15 protein-coding genes are annotated in these 15,404 nt (G+C 64.5%); 11 read left to right on the top strand and 4 right to left on the bottom strand.

Features of this window, described 5'->3' with window-relative positions:
• Positions 1 to 47 precede the first annotated feature (47 nt).
• The gene (locus OIK40_RS07905; protein WP_273677602.1) at positions 48 to 305 is read left to right on the top strand and encodes a hypothetical protein; all 258 of its coding nucleotides are present in this window, start codon (positions 48 to 50) and stop codon (positions 303 to 305) included.
• On the opposite strand, the gene ada is transcribed toward OIK40_RS07905, so the two are convergent.
• On the bottom strand, positions 306 to 1,343 hold the full coding sequence (gene ada, locus OIK40_RS07900) for a bifunctional DNA-binding transcriptional regulator/O6-methylguanine-DNA methyltransferase Ada (protein WP_273677601.1): 1,038 nt from the start codon (positions 1,341 to 1,343) through the stop codon (positions 306 to 308). It abuts the gene before it with no gap.
• A 94-nt stretch (positions 1,344 to 1,437) separates the two neighbouring features.
• Between ada and OIK40_RS07895 the strand changes: the two genes are divergently transcribed.
• From OIK40_RS07895 to OIK40_RS07885, 3 genes are all read left to right on the top strand, one after another.
• Positions 1,438 to 3,009, top strand: coding sequence for a S1 family peptidase (locus OIK40_RS07895; RefSeq protein WP_273677600.1), 1,572 nt, complete (start codon positions 1,438 to 1,440; stop codon positions 3,007 to 3,009).
• A gap of 64 nt (positions 3,010 to 3,073) precedes the next feature.
• The gene (locus OIK40_RS07890; protein ID WP_273677598.1) at positions 3,074 to 4,015 is read left to right on the top strand and encodes a hypothetical protein; all 942 of its coding nucleotides are present in this window, start codon (positions 3,074 to 3,076) and stop codon (positions 4,013 to 4,015) included.
• On the top strand, positions 4,012 to 5,022 hold the full coding sequence (locus tag OIK40_RS07885; protein ID WP_273677596.1) for a hypothetical protein: 1,011 nt from the start codon (positions 4,012 to 4,014) through the stop codon (positions 5,020 to 5,022). Before OIK40_RS07890 ends, OIK40_RS07885 begins: the two co-directional genes overlap by 4 nt.
• Here the strand turns inward: OIK40_RS07885 and OIK40_RS07880 are convergent.
• Positions 5,019 to 5,846, bottom strand: coding sequence for a TauD/TfdA dioxygenase family protein (locus OIK40_RS07880; RefSeq protein WP_273677594.1), 828 nt, complete (start codon positions 5,844 to 5,846; stop codon positions 5,019 to 5,021). The two genes, OIK40_RS07885 and OIK40_RS07880, sit on opposite strands and share 4 nt — an antisense overlap.
• Before the next feature lie 207 nt (positions 5,847 to 6,053).
• Between OIK40_RS07880 and OIK40_RS07875 the strand changes: the two genes are divergently transcribed.
• From OIK40_RS07875 to OIK40_RS07845, 7 genes are all read left to right on the top strand, one after another.
• The gene (locus OIK40_RS07875) at positions 6,054 to 6,608 is read left to right on the top strand and encodes a F0F1 ATP synthase subunit delta (RefSeq protein ID WP_273677592.1); all 555 of its coding nucleotides are present in this window, start codon (positions 6,054 to 6,056) and stop codon (positions 6,606 to 6,608) included.
• Positions 6,609 to 6,618: 10 nt separating this feature from the next.
• The gene (gene atpA, locus OIK40_RS07870; RefSeq protein WP_273677591.1) at positions 6,619 to 8,148 is read left to right on the top strand and encodes a F0F1 ATP synthase subunit alpha; all 1,530 of its coding nucleotides are present in this window, start codon (positions 6,619 to 6,621) and stop codon (positions 8,146 to 8,148) included.
• A gap of 12 nt (positions 8,149 to 8,160) precedes the next feature.
• A complete protein-coding gene (locus tag OIK40_RS07865; RefSeq protein ID WP_273677590.1) occupies positions 8,161 to 9,030 on the top strand; it encodes a F0F1 ATP synthase subunit gamma in 870 nt (289 codons plus the stop codon).
• 22 nt (positions 9,031 to 9,052) lie between these two features.
• Positions 9,053 to 10,510: a F0F1 ATP synthase subunit beta gene (gene atpD, locus OIK40_RS07860; protein ID WP_273677589.1), complete on the top strand. Its 1,458-nt coding sequence runs from the start codon at positions 9,053 to 9,055 to the stop codon at positions 10,508 to 10,510.
• Between the two features lie 6 nt (positions 10,511 to 10,516).
• The gene (locus OIK40_RS07855) at positions 10,517 to 10,774 is read left to right on the top strand and encodes an ATP synthase F1 subunit epsilon (protein WP_273677588.1); all 258 of its coding nucleotides are present in this window, start codon (positions 10,517 to 10,519) and stop codon (positions 10,772 to 10,774) included.
• Positions 10,775 to 11,097: 323 nt separating this feature from the next.
• The gene (locus OIK40_RS07850) at positions 11,098 to 13,218 is read left to right on the top strand and encodes a prolyl oligopeptidase family serine peptidase (RefSeq protein WP_273677586.1); all 2,121 of its coding nucleotides are present in this window, start codon (positions 11,098 to 11,100) and stop codon (positions 13,216 to 13,218) included.
• 252 nt (positions 13,219 to 13,470) lie between these two features.
• On the top strand, positions 13,471 to 13,722 hold the full coding sequence (locus tag OIK40_RS07845; protein ID WP_273677585.1) for a DUF1153 domain-containing protein: 252 nt from the start codon (positions 13,471 to 13,473) through the stop codon (positions 13,720 to 13,722).
• Positions 13,723 to 13,736: 14 nt separating this feature from the next.
• Here the strand turns inward: OIK40_RS07845 and OIK40_RS07840 are convergent, their stop codons facing one another.
• Together OIK40_RS07840 and glmU are read right to left on the bottom strand one after the other, a co-directional pair.
• Entirely contained in the window at positions 13,737 to 14,012 is a 276-nt protein-coding gene (locus OIK40_RS07840; protein WP_273677584.1) for an HNH endonuclease, read from the bottom strand.
• Entirely contained in the window at positions 14,009 to 15,376 is a 1,368-nt protein-coding gene (glmU, locus tag OIK40_RS07835) for a bifunctional UDP-N-acetylglucosamine diphosphorylase/glucosamine-1-phosphate N-acetyltransferase GlmU (protein ID WP_273677582.1), read from the bottom strand. The genes OIK40_RS07840 and glmU overlap by 4 nt, the downstream gene beginning before the upstream one ends.
• Positions 15,377 to 15,404 lie beyond the last annotated feature (28 nt).

The raw sequence follows: 15,404 nt of genomic DNA, 5'->3' as shown, positions 1-15,404 counted from the left end.
CGCGGTGCCACCTGCGCCGCCGCATAATTGAAGAACAGGAGGCCATTATGGTCACACCCGCAACCAACCCGAATTCCCCCCGCAGCAAATGGCTGTGGCCGACCCTGATCGCGCTGCTCGGCATGCTGGCGATCATCGTCCTGTTCAATCCCTCGGGCGACGGCGATGGCACAGTCGAGGATCCGATCCTGATCGAGGATATGGGAACCGGCACCGGTGTGGGCCAGAGCCCGGCACAGGGCGAAGACACGGCCCCCGCGCCCGAACCCTTCGCGCCGGGCGGCGAACCTGATCCGCAAGGCTGATCAGTCCGCGCCCTCGCGCCGCAGCAGTTCCGCCTTGATCGCAAGGCCATAGGCATAGCCGCCAAGCGTGCCATCGCTGGCGATCACGCGGTGGCAGGGGATCAGCACCGCGACATTATTCGCCCCGTTGGCCCCGCCTACCGCGCGAGATGCCTTGGGGTTGCCGAGGGCAGCGGCAAGCTCGCCATAGCTGCGCGTCTCTCCACAAGGGATGCGGCGCAATTCTTCCCACACCCGCTGCTGGAAGGCCGTGCCTTTGACGTCGAGCGGAATTGCCGCAGAACCCGTTCCCGGCTGTTCGACCGCCGCCAGCACCTGCGCGAAGAGATCGCGGAAATCCTCGCCCGCAGGCTCAAGCTGCGCCTTGGGGAAACGGGCGCGCAGTTCCGCCTCGCCTTCGCCGAAGGCCAGACAGCACACGCCCTTGTCGGTCGCCGCCACCAGCATGTCCCCCAGCGAGGTGTCCAGCACCGCCCAATGCACCACGCGGCCCGCGCCGCCCCTGCTCCAATCGCTCGCCGCCATGCCCAGCCTGCCTTTTGTCTGCGCGTAGAACTGTTTTGCCCCCGAATAGCCCGCAAGTTCGAGCGATCTCGCCACATTTTCCCCCGAACTCAGCGCATCGCGCACGCGCTCCTCGCGCAGTGCGCGGGCGAAGGCGGCAGGGGACAGGCCGACGCTGCGGGTGAACAGCCGCTGGAAATGCGTGGGGGTGTAACCGGTAAGATCGGCGAGCGCCTCCAGCGTCATTGCGCCGTTCCGGCGGATCGCGGCAATGGCGGCCAGCACGCAGGCCTCTTCCGCGCTCTGGTGATCAGGAGAGCAGCATTTACAATATCTTAGGCCAGCCTCTTCAGCCTCTTTCGGGTTCGCGTAGAAGCACACATTCTTGCGCAAAGGGGCCCGCGCCGGGCATGACGGGCGGCAATAGATGCCGGTCGAATGCACCCCCGTGACGAAGGCGCCGTCATAGCTGCGGTCCTTGGCCAGCACGGCCTGCCAGCGTTCCTCGTCAGTAATGTTCTGCAAATGTTTCACGTGAAACACTCTGCCAGAACGAAAGCCCTGCCGCACCCCCCAAGTCTTGCGTTCAATCTCGCGCGCCGCGCAAAAGGCGTTATAAGCCCTGCCCATGCGCCTCATGTTCCGCGCCCTTGCGCTGCTTATCGCTGCCCTCGCCGCCCCGCTGGCCGCCGATCCCGGCGACATCGACGCCGCTGCGCGCGGAGTCGTGCGCGTGGTGGTGATCGGGGACAATAACGGCGCGCTGGTGCCCGTCACCCATGGCAGCGGCTTTGCCGTCAGTCCGACGCGGATCGTCACCAATGCCCATGTCATTCAGGAAGCCTTGCAGGACGATACGCTGCGCATCGGCGTGGTGCCGAGCGAGGGCGAAGGCGGCACTTTCGCGCGGGTGATCGCGGTTTCGCCGCGCAATGATCTGGCGCTGATCGAAATCGCCCGCGGCACGCTGCGTCTGCCACCACTGACGCTGGCGGGCGGCGTGGGACGCGATTTGGGCGAAGTCTGGGCGGTGGGCTATCCGATGAATGTCGATCTGGCACAGGGCCTGACGATGGACGACATCTTCCGCGCCCAGCCGCCGGTCAAATCGCGCGGTTTCCTGTCGGGCGAGCGGCCCAGCCGCCAATTCGACACCATTCTCCACACCGCCCCGATCGCGCGCGGCAATTCGGGCGGCCCGCTGCTCGACGGGTGCGGACGAGTGCTCGGGGTCAATTCCTTCGGCGCGGATTCGGATAGCGGGGATGCCGAATTCTACTTTGCGGTTTCCTTGCGCGAATTGCTGCCGTTCCTCCGCGACAACAAGGTCGAGCCGGTAACCAACGCCCTGCCCTGCCGTTCGATCGACGAGCTCAATGCCGAGGAACGCCAGCGGCTCGAAGCGGCGCAAAGCGACGCGCGCGAGCGGCTGGCCGCACGCGCGGCGCGGCTGGGCGAGGTGCGCGAAAAGGCGCGCCTGACGGCGCAGATGGAAGTGCTCGAGGCGCGCGAGAACGCCATGGCATTGGCCCTGATCGCGCTGCTGGTTGCAGTCGGCAGCGGGGCGGCCGCCGTGCAGTGGCGGCGCGATCCGGCCACCAGCAAGCGCGCCGGACTGGCGGCAGGCGCGGCGGGCGCGGCGGTGATTATTGCTGGGCTGCTGTGGCTCACCCGGCCTGGCCTTGCCGAGATCGAGGACCGCGTGGCCGCTGCCCTTGCCGAGGCAGAAAAGGACGGGGACGCAGGCGGTAGCGCTGCCGGTGCGCCTTCGCAGGCCGCCGACGGGGCGCTGCTATGTTCCTTCCTGCCCGACCGCAGCCGGGTCACCAGCGCGCGCGCCGACGACGTCGCGCTGGACTGGAACGCCGATGGCTGCGTCAACGGGCGCACGCAATACGGCCTTTCGGCAGGCGGCGAATGGAGCCGCGTGCTGGTGCTGGAGGACGAGGCTGCGGTCGCGGTCAACACTTATGATCCGGCCACCCGCACATTCCGCACCGACCGTTATTTGCTGGGGCAGGCGGATATGGCGAAAGTGGTCGCCGCCCGCGGCAAGTACACTCCGCCCGCCTGTCAGGTAAGCGAGGCTGCGCGTACGCTAGGCGAACAGCAATCCGCGCTGGTTGCGCTGCTGCCCGATCGGCCGAACGAAAGGTTGGTGTTTGATTGCGTCGCCCGTCAAAGCGGGGGCGCGCCTTAATCCGGCATTCATCTGGCAAGAGACATTATATCCCTATAATCCAAGCATAAAACGGGATGATGTCATGGCAATTCGTCCAAATCTTGGTGCCGGCCTTGCTGCGCTTGCTCTGGTACTTGCGCCAGGGGCCGTTTCCGCCCAGCGCGATACCGTCAACATCCGCACCGAAGACCTGTCCACGATCGAGGTGGTCGGCGAACGCCCGCTGACCGCTGCCGAGGTAAAGGACGGGGTGCGCGAGATCTTCCAGCGCCGATCCCCCTTCGATCCGATCCCGCGTTTTCATGACGCCCTGTGCGTCCATGTAGCGGGGCTCGGCGAGACTCTGGGCAGTGAAGTCGGCAACCGTATCCGCGCCAATGCGCTGGCCGCGGGACTGGAAACCGGCAAGCCCGGCTGTGAGACCAACGCGCTGGTGATCGTCGTCAACCGGCCCGAACGGCTGGTCGCCCGCCTGCGCGAGGAAAAGCCGCAGATGTTCAGCGTGGCGAGCATTCGCCAGATCGAGCCGCAGTTGCGCACCAACCGTCCGGCAATCGTCTGGAGCCTGGGCGGCCTGCGCAATTCGCGCGGTGCGCCGCTGGTGGGCAATGCGGCGCTGCCGGGCGGGCTGGTGGTCGCCGCCAATGCTAACTTCGCTTGGCCGCAGACCGATGCCTTCTCGCCTTCGCGGGTAAAGGTGCCCTTCAGCCGGTCCAAGGATCTGTCGGTGGTTATGTTCGACGTGCGAAAATTGGACGATGTGCATCTCGTCCAGCTGGCAGACTATGCCACCGTCCAACTGCTGGCCACACCGCGTGCGGATGTCGCGGCGACATCGAACGATGTGCCCACCATCCTCAGCCTGTTCGAACTTGGCCCGCGCAAGGCACCGGCAGAACTGACCGCGCTTGACCGGGCCTATCTCAAGGGACTCTACACGATGGAGCCCAACGCCTGGAGCAGCCGCCTCGGCGGGTTCGCCCTGGCCGCCTATCAGGCTGGCGAGGCAGAGGAAGGATCGTGAGCGTCAGGCGCCATCTTGGCCCTATTGCAATCATTGCTGCACTGCTCGCCCTTCCCGCGCAAGCGCAGAATGTCGACGAGATCGGCGAAGATCTGCAAGGCCGTGAAGGCAATCCGATCATCGTTGAGGGTGAGAAGGAGCTGGAGAGAAAAGAACTGCGCGATGCCCTGCGCGATGTGGCGATGCGCGGGCGCACTTTCAGCAGGCCTCTGACACGCTTTCAGGCGCCGCTATGCCTTCAGGTCTCGGGTTTGGGTGAAACCCTCGGCGCGCAAGTCGCTGCCCGGATTGAGGAGAACACCCGGACGGCCGGCTTCCACGTCGCAGAGCCCGGCTGCGAGCATAATGCACTGGTGATCATCGTCAGGCGCCCCGGACAATTGATAGAAAGACTTCGCGAGGAGCAGCCCCGCCTTTTCAACGCGGGCGTAAATCGAAAGATCAAGGCGGCGCAGCGACGCGGCGATGTCGCGATCGGATGGTCACTGTCACGGATTGCCGATGCGCGGGGCAGGCCGCTTCTCCAGAGCGGGACATTCGCAGGCGCAGGAATTACCGGCGCCGAAGCCCTTTCCGCAAGCGCCGGCCAGGCAGTCCCGACGACGTCGAGCAGCGGCGTCTCGCGGTTCAAGATCCCTTTCAGCCTCGAACGCGTGCTTTCCGTCCTTGTCTTCGATGTCGATCGGCTGGATGGGGTTCACCTCGATCAGATCGCGGACTTTGCGACGATGCGACTGCTCGCCGAGCCACAGCCCACAGTCGAATTCGAAGAGGAAAATCCGGCGGATTCGATTCTCAACCTGTTCGACCTCGATCCCCTGGAAGCGCCGCAGGAACTGACGGCCGTTGATCGTGCCTATCTGCGCGGCCTCTATGCGATGCGGCCCAATGATCCCGGGACCCGGCTGGAGAGTTTCGTTCTCGCCGCCTACGAGGACATTCGCCGGGAAGATTGCGCGAAAGGTGTCACTGTCGCCTGCACAGACTCCGCCACACCGGCACCCTAGGCCGCCAGCGCCTCGCCACTCAGCGTGATGCGATGCATTTCGCGCGCGTGACCGTGATAATCATTGAGCGCGTTGTGCCAGGTTGTGCGGTTGTCCCAGATCGCCACCGTGCCCGGCTTCCACACCACGCGGCACTGGTTGTCCTCCTTCACTGCGGCGGCGAGCAGCTTTGACAGCAGCGGCATGCTTTCCTCGCGGGTCTGGCCGACGAAATTGATCGTGAAGGCACCGTTGACATAGAGCAGCCGGCGGCCCGTAACCGGATGGCGGATCACCACCGGGTGCACCGCGCCGGTCTTCAGATCCTGCCCGCGCAGGCTCTTGCCCTGATCGGTCTGCGAATAAAGGCCATCCGCCTTGTAGACATGGTCGGCGGTGTGGAACGCCTCAAGATGCTCGATCGCGGCCTTGGTGTCGTCGTCCAGATCGTCGTAGGCTGCGCCCATGTGGGCGAACAGCGTATCGCCTCCTGCCGGCGGCAGCACGCGGGCGACAAGAATCGATCCCATTGCCGGGATCTGATCATAGGAATGATCGGTATGCCACGCCCCGCCGATATTGGTGGTCTGGTCGGGCGCCTTGCTCACCAGTGCGATTTCCGGCCAGCGCGGATCGAGCGGGAAGTAGTTATTCAGGTCGATCCCGCCCCAGCGTTTGGCGAAGGCGATATGATCCTCCGGTACGAAGTCCTGATCGCGGAACACCGCCACGCCGTGTTCGTAGATCGCCTGCTTGATCGCCGCCATATCGGCATCGCTGCACCGGCTAAGCGACACGCCCGAAATCTCGACCCCGCAACGCGGAGCCATCGCCGTCATTTCCATCGATCCTCTCCCTCGGGCGATTGCCGCCTCGTTACGCGCAATCTGTCCCGCACGAGCCGCCGTGTCCAGAGAATCCCGTCCACCGGCTTGCAGGAACGGGAATCTGTTGCTAGGCGCGCGCCAGCCTTGCGGGCAGCCTCTCCGCTCGCCCTGTACCCGAGGCCCAAGCAATTACTCATCGAAGCTTCGCAAGAGGACTGCACGCGCGTGGATATTTCCGCCGGTATCAAGGCCAGCCTGGCTGGACGCTACGCCTCGGCCCTGTTCGATCTCGCTAGCGAGAACGGCAAGGTCACGGCTGTCGAGAGCGATCTCGAAACGCTCTCGGCCGCGCTCGGCGAATCGGCCGATCTGGTCGCGCTGACCACCAACCCCGAGCTTTCGCGTGCTGCCCAGGGCAGTGCGATGGCCGCTGTCGCCAAGAAGCTGAAGCTGTCGCCGCTGACCGCCAATTTCCTCGGCGTGCTGTCGGCCAACCGCCGTCTGGCAAAGCTGCCCGCGATCATTTCCGCCTTCAAGGCGATCGCCGCTGCCCAGCGCGGCGAAGTGTCGGCCACGGTCACCAGCGCCCACCCGCTGACGGCCACGCAGCTGACCGCGCTCAAGAAAAAGCTGACCGCGCGCGAAGGCCGCACTGTCATGCTGTCCGCCTCGGTCGATCCCGACCTGCTTGGCGGTCTCGTCGTTACCATCGGCTCGCAGCGCATTGATGCCTCGATCCGCACCCGTCTCAACTCGCTTGCCCAGGCCATGAAGGCTTAAAGGAAGAACCATGGAAATCCGCGCCGCAGAAATCTCGAAGGTCATTAAGGACCAGATCGCCAATTTCGGCACCGAGGCCGAAGTCAGCGAAACCGGCACCGTGCTGTCGGTGGGTGACGGTATCGCCCGCATCCACGGCCTCGATCAGGTGCAGGCCGGCGAGATGGTGGAATTCGCCAACGGGGTGCAGGGCATGGCCCTCAATCTGGAGGCCGACAATGTCGGTGTCGTGATCTTCGGTTCGGACTCCGAAATCGGCGAAGGCGATGTGGTAAAGCGCACCGGCACCATCGTCGACGTGCCCGTCGGCAAGGGCCTGCTGGGCCGCGTGGTCGACGCGCTGGGCAATCCGATCGACGGCAAGGGCCCGATTGAAAGCACCGAGCGCCGCCGCGTCGAAGTGAAGGCACCGGGCATCATCCCGCGCGAATCCGTGTCGGAACCCGTGCAGACCGGCCTCAAGGCGATCGACGCGCTGGTTCCCGTTGGCCGCGGCCAGCGCGAACTGATCATCGGTGACCGCCAGACCGGCAAGACCGCCGTCGCGATCGACACCTTCATCAACCAGAAGGAAGCCAACCAGGGCGACGACGAGAAGAAGAAGCTCTACTGCGTCTATGTCGCGGTCGGCCAGAAGCGTTCGACCGTCGCGCAGATCGTCAAGCAGCTCGAAGAAAACGGCGCGATGGAATATTCGATCGTCGTCGCCGCGACCGCTTCGGAGCCCGCCCCGCTGCAGTACCTCGCGCCCTACACCGGCTGTGCGATGGGTGAATTCTTCCGCGACAACGGCATGCACGCCGTGATCGTGTACGACGACCTTTCCAAGCAGGCCGTCGCCTATCGCCAGATGTCGCTGCTGCTGCGTCGTCCTCCGGGCCGCGAAGCTTACCCCGGCGACGTGTTCTATCTCCACAGCCGCCTGCTCGAGCGCGCGGCGAAGATGAACGAGGAAAACGGCCACGGATCGCTCACCGCGCTGCCGATCATCGAAACCCAGGCGGGCGACGTGTCGGCCTATATTCCGACCAACGTGATCTCGATCACCGACGGCCAGATCTTCCTCGAAACCGGCCTGTTCTACCAGGGCATCCGTCCGGCGATTAACGTCGGCCTGTCGGTGTCGCGAGTGGGCGGTGCGGCCCAGACCAAGGCGATGAAGAAGGTTTCGGGCTCGATGAAGCTCGACCTTGCGCAGTATCGCGAAATGGCGGCTTTCGCCCAGTTCGGCTCTGACCTCGACGCGGCCACGCAGAAGCTGCTGAACCGCGGTGCGCGGCTGACCGAGCTGCTGAAGCAGAAGCAGTTCTCGCCGATGCCGTTCGAAGAGCAGACCGTGTCGATCTACGGCGGCACCAACGGCTTCCTCGATGCCATTCCGGTGAACCGCGTCAACGAATACGAAGCGCAGATGCTCGACTTCATGCGCCGCGAACACGGTGACGTGCTGGCCGAAATCCGCACCTCGAAGAAGTTCGAAGGCGAAGTCGCGGACAAGACCAAGGCCGCGCTCGAAGCCTTCGGCAAGCAGTTCGCGTAAGGACGCCCTGACGTGCCCTCACTCAAGGAACTCAAGGGCCGGATCAACTCGGTCAAGTCGACCCAGAAGATCACCAAGGCCAAGCAGATGGTCGCGGCGGCCAAGCTGCGCCGTGCCCAAAGCGCGGCGGAGGCGGCGCGGCCCTATGCGACGCGCCTTGCCGCGGTGATGGCATCGCTGGCGGGCAAGGTGTCGGGCGATGCCGCCCCGCGCCTGCTGGCCGGCACCGGCAGCGACCAGCGCAACCTGCTTGTGGTGGTCAACACCGACAAGGGGCTGTGCGGCGGCTTGAACTCGAACCTCGTCAAGGCAGCAAAGGTCAAGGCGCGCGAGTTGCAGGCGGCTGGCAAGACGGTCGAATTCTACCTCGTCGGCAAGAAGGGCCGCGCGCCGCTGAAGCGCGAATACCCGAACCTGATCGGCGGCGGTTTCGACACCAGCACGGTCAAGACCCCGGGCTTCGACGAGGCGGAAAGCATCGCCGATGAACTGATCGCCATGTTCGACGCCGGCAAGTTCGATGTCGCGCACCTGATCTTCCCGACCTTCAAGTCGGCGCTGGCGCAGGACCCGACCGTGAACCAGCTGATCCCCGTCCCCGCCCCCACCGATGCGGTGGCGAGCGATGCGGTGGTCGATTACGAGCCGGGCGAGGAGGAAATCCTCGAGGAGCTGTTGCCGCGCTATGTGCGCACCCAGCTGTTCGGCGCGCTGCTCGAGCGTGAGGCTTCCGAACAGGGCGCCTCGATGACCGCGATGGACAACGCCACACGCAACGCGGGCGAGCTGATCCAGAAGCTGACCATCCAGTACAACCGCAGCCGCCAGGCCGCGATCACCACCGAACTCATCGAAATCATCGCGGGCGCAGAAGCGCTCTAATACGAAGGCTAAGGAACACATCATGGCCACCGCCCCCGCTCTCAACCAGACCACCAACGGCACCATCAGCCAGGTCATCGGCGCTGTCGTCGACGTGCAGTTCGAAGGCGAACTGCCCGCAATCCTTACCGCGCTCGAAACCCGCAACGGCGACAAAACGCTGGTGCTCGAAGTCGCCCAGCACCTCGGCGAGAACACCGTGCGCACCATCGCCATGGATGCGACCGAAGGCCTCGTGCGCGGCGCGGAAGTGATCAACACCGGCGCGCAGATCTCGGTGCCGGTCGGCCCGAAGACGCTCGGCCGCATCATGAACGTCGTCGGCGAAGCGATCGACGAGCGCGGCCCCATCGGCGCGGAAAGCACCGCCCCGATCCACGCCGAAGCTCCGGCCTTCATCGACCAGTCGACCGAAGCCGCGATCCTTGTCACCGGCATCAAGGTGATCGACCTGCTCGCGCCTTACGCGAAGGGCGGCAAGATCGGCCTGTTCGGCGGCGCGGGCGTCGGCAAGACCGTGCTGATTCAGGAGCTCATCAACAACATCGCCAAGGGTCATGGCGGCGTGTCGGTGTTCGCCGGCGTGGGTGAGCGTACCCGCGAAGGCAACGACCTCTACCACGAATTCCTCGACGCTGGCGTTATCGCCAAGGATGCCGATGGCAATGCGACCTCGGAAGGCTCCAAGGTGGCGCTCGTGTTCGGTCAGATGAACGAACCCCCGGGCGCGCGTGCCCGCGTGGCGCTGTCGGGCCTGACCATGGCGGAATATTTCCGCGACGTCGAAGGCCAGGACGTGCTGTTCTTCGTCGACAACATCTTCCGCTTCACCCAGGCGGGTTCGGAAGTGTCGGCGCTGCTCGGCCGTATCCCCTCGGCGGTGGGCTACCAGCCGACCCTGGCGACCGACATGGGCAAGCTGCAGGAACGCATTACTTCGACCACCAAGGGTTCGATCACCTCGGTGCAGGCGATCTACGTTCCCGCGGACGACCTTACCGACCCGGCCCCGGCCACCAGCTTCGCGCACCTTGATGCGACGACCACGTTGAGCCGCGCGATCTCGGAACTCGGCATCTACCCGGCGGTGGACCCGCTGGATTCGACCAGCCGCGTTCTCGAACCGCGCGTCGTGGGTGCCGAGCACTACGAAACCGCCCGCCGCGTTCAGGAAACCCTGCAGAAGTACAAGAGCCTGCAGGACATCATCGCCATTCTCGGGATGGATGAACTGTCGGAAGAAGACAAGCTGATCGTCGCCCGCGCGCGCAAGCTGCAGAAGTTCCTCTCGCAGCCCTTCCACGTCGCGGAAGTCTTCACCGGCATCCCCGGCTGCTTCGTGCAGCTCGAAGACACCGTGAAGAGCTTCAAGGCGGTGGTCGACGGCGAATATGACCACCTGCCCGAGCAGGCCTTCTACATGGTCGGCGGCATCGAGCAGGCGATCGAAAAGGCCAAGAAGTTGGCCGAAGAGGCGTAAGGCACCATGCCCCTCCACTTCGAACTCGTCACCCCGGCCAAGCTCGTCCGTTCGGAAGACGTCCACATGGTGGTCGTCCCCGGCACCGAGGGCGAATTCGGGGTGCTCGAAGGCCACGCGCCTTTCATGAGCACGATCCGCGACGGCGCAGTGCAGGTGTTCGCCAGCGCGGGCGCTGCGCCTGAAGTCATTCAGGTGCGCGGCGGCTTTGCCGAGGTCAACGAAAAGGGCCTCACCGTGCTTGCGGAGCATGTCGAAGGCTGACACCTTCAGGCAATCGACGAACGACCAACAGGGGCGGGCCGATGGCTCGCCCTTTTTGGCGGAGCATGTCGAAGGCTGACACCTTCAGGCAATCGACGAACGACCAACAGGGGCGGGCCGATGGCTCGCCCTTTTTGTTTGTATCCCCTTCCCTTTGCGGGCCTATCCGGCCACAAATGCGCTCGGTATTTCGGAAAGCGAGAGATCGCTTTCTTTGTTTTCTGGCGCGATTTCCGAGCCGCGCACTGATGGCAGTACGCTCGAAATCGCTCTTGAGGAGAGGACGCTTGAAACTTGTCTCAACCCTTGCCCTGGCACTCGCTATGACGATCACTGCAACCACCGGCGCTGCAGCCGCCAACGAAACCCCCGTTCCCGGCGTTCCCGGCCCCGAACAGGATCCCTTCATCTGGCTGGAAGAGGCACGCAGCCCCGAGGCTCTGGACTGGGTCGCCAAGGAGAACGAGCGCACGCTGGCCGCCTTCGAAGCCGACCCGCGCTATGCCCAGCTCAAGGCCGAGGCGCTGGCGATCTTCGACAGCAATGATCGCATCCCCTTCGTCAGCTTCCGCCCCGACGGCCTGTATAATTTCTGGCAGGACAAAGCGAACCCCAAGGGTGTCCTGCGCCGCACCACGCTGGAAAGCTACCGCACCGACAGCCCGGAATGGGAAGTGGTGCTCGACATCGACGCGCTCGCCAAGGCGGAAGGCAAGGAATGGGTCTATCAGGGCTCGTCCTGCCTGCCGCCCGCGCGCACCAAGTGCCTGATCGCGCTGTCCGACGGGGGCGAAGATGCCACCATCCTGCGCGAATTCGACACCTCGACCAGGCAGTTCGTCGAAGGCGGCTTCGTACTCGACAGCAAGAGCCAGGGCGGCGCGAGCTGGATCGACGAGGACACGCTGCTGGTGAGCCGCAGCTTCGGCGAGGATACGCTGACCGAAAGCGAATATCCCTTCACCAGCCGCGTTTGGAAGCGCGGCACGGCGATCGAGGATGCCGAGGAAATCTTCCGCGGCGATCCCACCGACGTTTCGGCAGGCGCCAGCCTGCTGCGCGACAATACCGGCACGATCCACGCCCGCACCGCCTATCGCGGGATCAGCTTTCACGAACGCCTGTTCTACGTCTGGAAGGACGGCGAATGGCTGAAGATGGACATTCCGACCAAGGCCGCGCCCTACGGCATCGTTGACGGCCACCTGCTGTTTTCGACCGATGTGGACTGGACGGTGGACGGGCAAACCTTCCCCGCCGACAGCCTGATCGCGGTCGATCTGGAGGAATGGAAGGCCAACCCCAACGGCGCGAAGAAGACGCTGGTGTGGGCGCCGGGCGAACGCCAGACCAAGCAGGGCGGTTCGATCACCGGCAATGCGCTGTTCGTGACGCTGCTCGACAATGTCGTGGGCAAGGTGCTGCAGTTCAATTTTGAAAACGGCGCGTGGGTCAGCAAGCAGGTGCCCCTGCCCGACAACGCGACGCTCAGCATTGCGGCCTCCTCGGACGAGACCGACCAGATCATGTACACGGTGAGCGGTTTCCTCGAACCGACCACGCTTTACTATTCGGACGGCACTGATGCGCCCGCCGTGCTCAAGACCAGCCCGGCCTATTTCGACCCCGAAGGCATGGAGGTCGAACAGCACGAGGCGACCAGCAAGGACGGGACGAAGATCCCTTATTTCATCGTCAAGCCCAAGGACATGACGCTGGACGGCAGCACCGCAACCCTGCTCACCGGCTACGGAGGCTTTCAGGTGCCGCGCCTGCCGGGATACCTCGGTTCCACCGGCAAGCTGTGGGTGGAAAAGGGCGGCGCCTATGTGCTCGCCAATATGCGCGGCGGGGGCGAGTTCGGGCCGATGTGGCACCAGACCGCAATCCGCGAGAACAAGCAGCGCACCTGGGACGATTTCATCGCGGTGGGCGAGGATCTGGTGAAGCGCGGCTTCACTTCGCCGCAGCACCTCGGCATCCAAGGCGGCTCGCAGGGCGGGCTCTTGGTGGGCACCTTCTTCACCCAGCGGCCAGACTTGCTGAACGCGGCGATCGTGCAGATCCCGCTGTTCGACATGCTGCGCTATCACCTCATCGGGCGCGGGGCATCGTGGATCGGCGAATATGGCGATCCGCGCATTCCCGAACAGCGCGCCTGGATCGAGGGATATTCGCCCTATCAGAAGATTGTGGAGGGCGTGGACTACCCCGCACCGTTCCTCTGGGCCTCCACGGCTGACGACCGCACTCACCCCGCCCACGCGCGCAAGGGTGCGGCCAAGCTGAAGGCGCTGGGCCAGCCTTATTACTACTTCGAGGACACCACCGGGGGCCATTCCGGCGGGGTCGACAACGAACAGCGCGCCAAGCTTCAGGCGCTGCAATTCATCTACCTGATGCAGCGCCTGATGGACGCGCCCGAACCTTTATCGGGCGAGTAACCTTCGCATCGTAATGGCCACGCAAGGGGCGGCTTCCGGCAAGGAGCCGCCCCTTTTGCGTTAGCCGCCGTAGGCCAACGCAACTGCCTGTAAAACAAGCCGACACTTTGCCCTCGGCTCGTCGCACGCGCGGCACGGGACGGGTCGTAAAGGGCAATTTAACCCTGTTCCGCAGGGTCTGGTTAAGCCTGCTCCGCAAGACTTGTGTTCATCGGGGGCGATGACAGCACGAGCACGAGAAGGAGCTGACGAATGGCGTACCCCAGGGATATTTCGATTTCCGAAGCGATCAAGCGATACGGCCTGCCCAAGAGCCACCGCGTCCATTGGTCGAAAGCGCGCAAGGATGACGTGGTGCGCGCCGTGCGGGAACAGGCGATCAGTTTTCACGAGGCGCGCCAGCGCTACCTGCTGAGCCGCACCGAGTTCGAACAGTGGGAAGCCGATTATATCGCCAGCGGAGGGGCCCGCAGCAGCGAGGCGGCGCGGATGCAGGACGCCTGAGCGCCTAGCCCGCCTCAGCGGGTCGGTGCGTCGAAATCGGCGGGCTTGTTCGCGATCCAGGCGACGAATTTGGCGATGGCGGGATTGGCACGGATCACTTCGGTATTGTCTCCGATCCGTGCCAGCTCGTTATTGGTGAAATTCGCGTGGATCGTCTTGTGGCAGATCGGGTGCACCGGCACTTTCACTTTGCCCTTCTTGGCCTTGGGTACGGGGTGATGCCACTGGATGATGTCGCCCAAGGGGCGCTCGCACAGCCAGCAGGTGAGCGGGGCTAGCTCGTTGCTCACTTCTTTTCCGCCGCTTTCTTCTTTTTCATCGCATCATGGAAGCGGTCGGCCCAGCCGGGCTTCACCAGCTGTTCGGCCCGCACCATCCTGAGCTCGCCAGGCGCGACGTCGCGGCTGACGGTGGAACCTGCCGCCACGATCGCATCCGCGCCGATGGTGACGGGCGCGACCAGCGCCGAATTCGAACCGATGAAGGCGCGCTCGCCGATGGTGGTGCGGTATTTGAAGTAACCGTCGTAATTGCAAGTGATAGTGCCTGCGCCGATATTCGCGCCGGCACCGATGGTGGCATCGCCCAGATAGGTGAGGTGGCTCGCCTTGGCGCCTGCGTGCATCACCGCGTTCTTCACCTCGACGAAATTGCCGATGAAGCTGCCCTCCTCCATCACCGTGCCCGGACGCAGGCGGGCGAAGGGGCCGACCTTGACGCCGCTCGCCAGTTTCGCGCCCTCGATATGGGAATTGGCACGCACCAGCACGTTGTCGGCAATGGTCACGCCGGGTCCGAAGAACACATTGGGTTCGATCGTGACATCGCGGCCGACCTGCGTGTCCCAGCTGAAGAACACCGTATCCGGCGCGATCAGGGTTGCGCCTTCGTCCATCGCCCGAAGCCGGCGGGCGGCCTGCCAGCGGCTTTCCGCAGCGGCGAGTTCGGCGCGCGAATTGATCCCCGATACCTCGTCGGCACCTGTCGCCACGATCACCGCGCAGGTGCGCCCGTCGGCAATGGCGATATTGACGATATCGGGCAGGTAGTATTCGCCCTGGGCATTGTCATTGCCGACCCGGCGCAGCAGCGCGAACAGATCTTCGGCCCGGGCTGCGATAAGGCCGGAATTGCACAGGTGGCAGGCCCGCTCGCCCTCGTCAGCGTCCTTGTATTCGACCATCTTGATGATGCGGCCGTCGTCATCCGCGATCACCCGGCCATAGGCGAGCGGATCGTCGGGTTCGAAGCCCAGCACCACGGCAGCAGGACTGTCGGGCGCGTGGAGCCGTTCGAGCATGGCGCGCATCGTCGCGGCCTTCACGAAGGGCACATCGCCGTACAGCACCAGCACATCGCCCGCAAAACCCGCCAGCGCGCCTTCGGCCTGCTGCACCGCGTGCCCTGTGCCGAGCTGCGGTTCCTGAAGGCAGGTCGCCGCGCGGTCGCCCACCGCTGCCTCGATCTGTTCGCGCCCCGCGCCCACGACGACGGCAAGGCGTTCCGGCGCCAGCTCATCGACGCTCGCCATAAGATGTTCGAGCATCGCGCGCCCGGCGATCTTGTGCAGCACCTTGTGCGTATCGCTCTTCATGCGGGTGCCCTTGCCCGCAGCAAGGATGATGGCGGCAAAGGGAGTGGTCGTGTCGTTCATGTCGGCCCCTGTAAGTCATGCCGCATCT

Source organism: Erythrobacter fulvus (genome assembly GCF_028595285.1).
Lineage (GTDB): Bacteria > Pseudomonadota > Alphaproteobacteria > Sphingomonadales > Sphingomonadaceae > Erythrobacter > Erythrobacter fulvus.
Note: the sequence above shows the minus strand (reverse complement) of the source record. Positions and strands in the feature narration are given on the sequence as shown.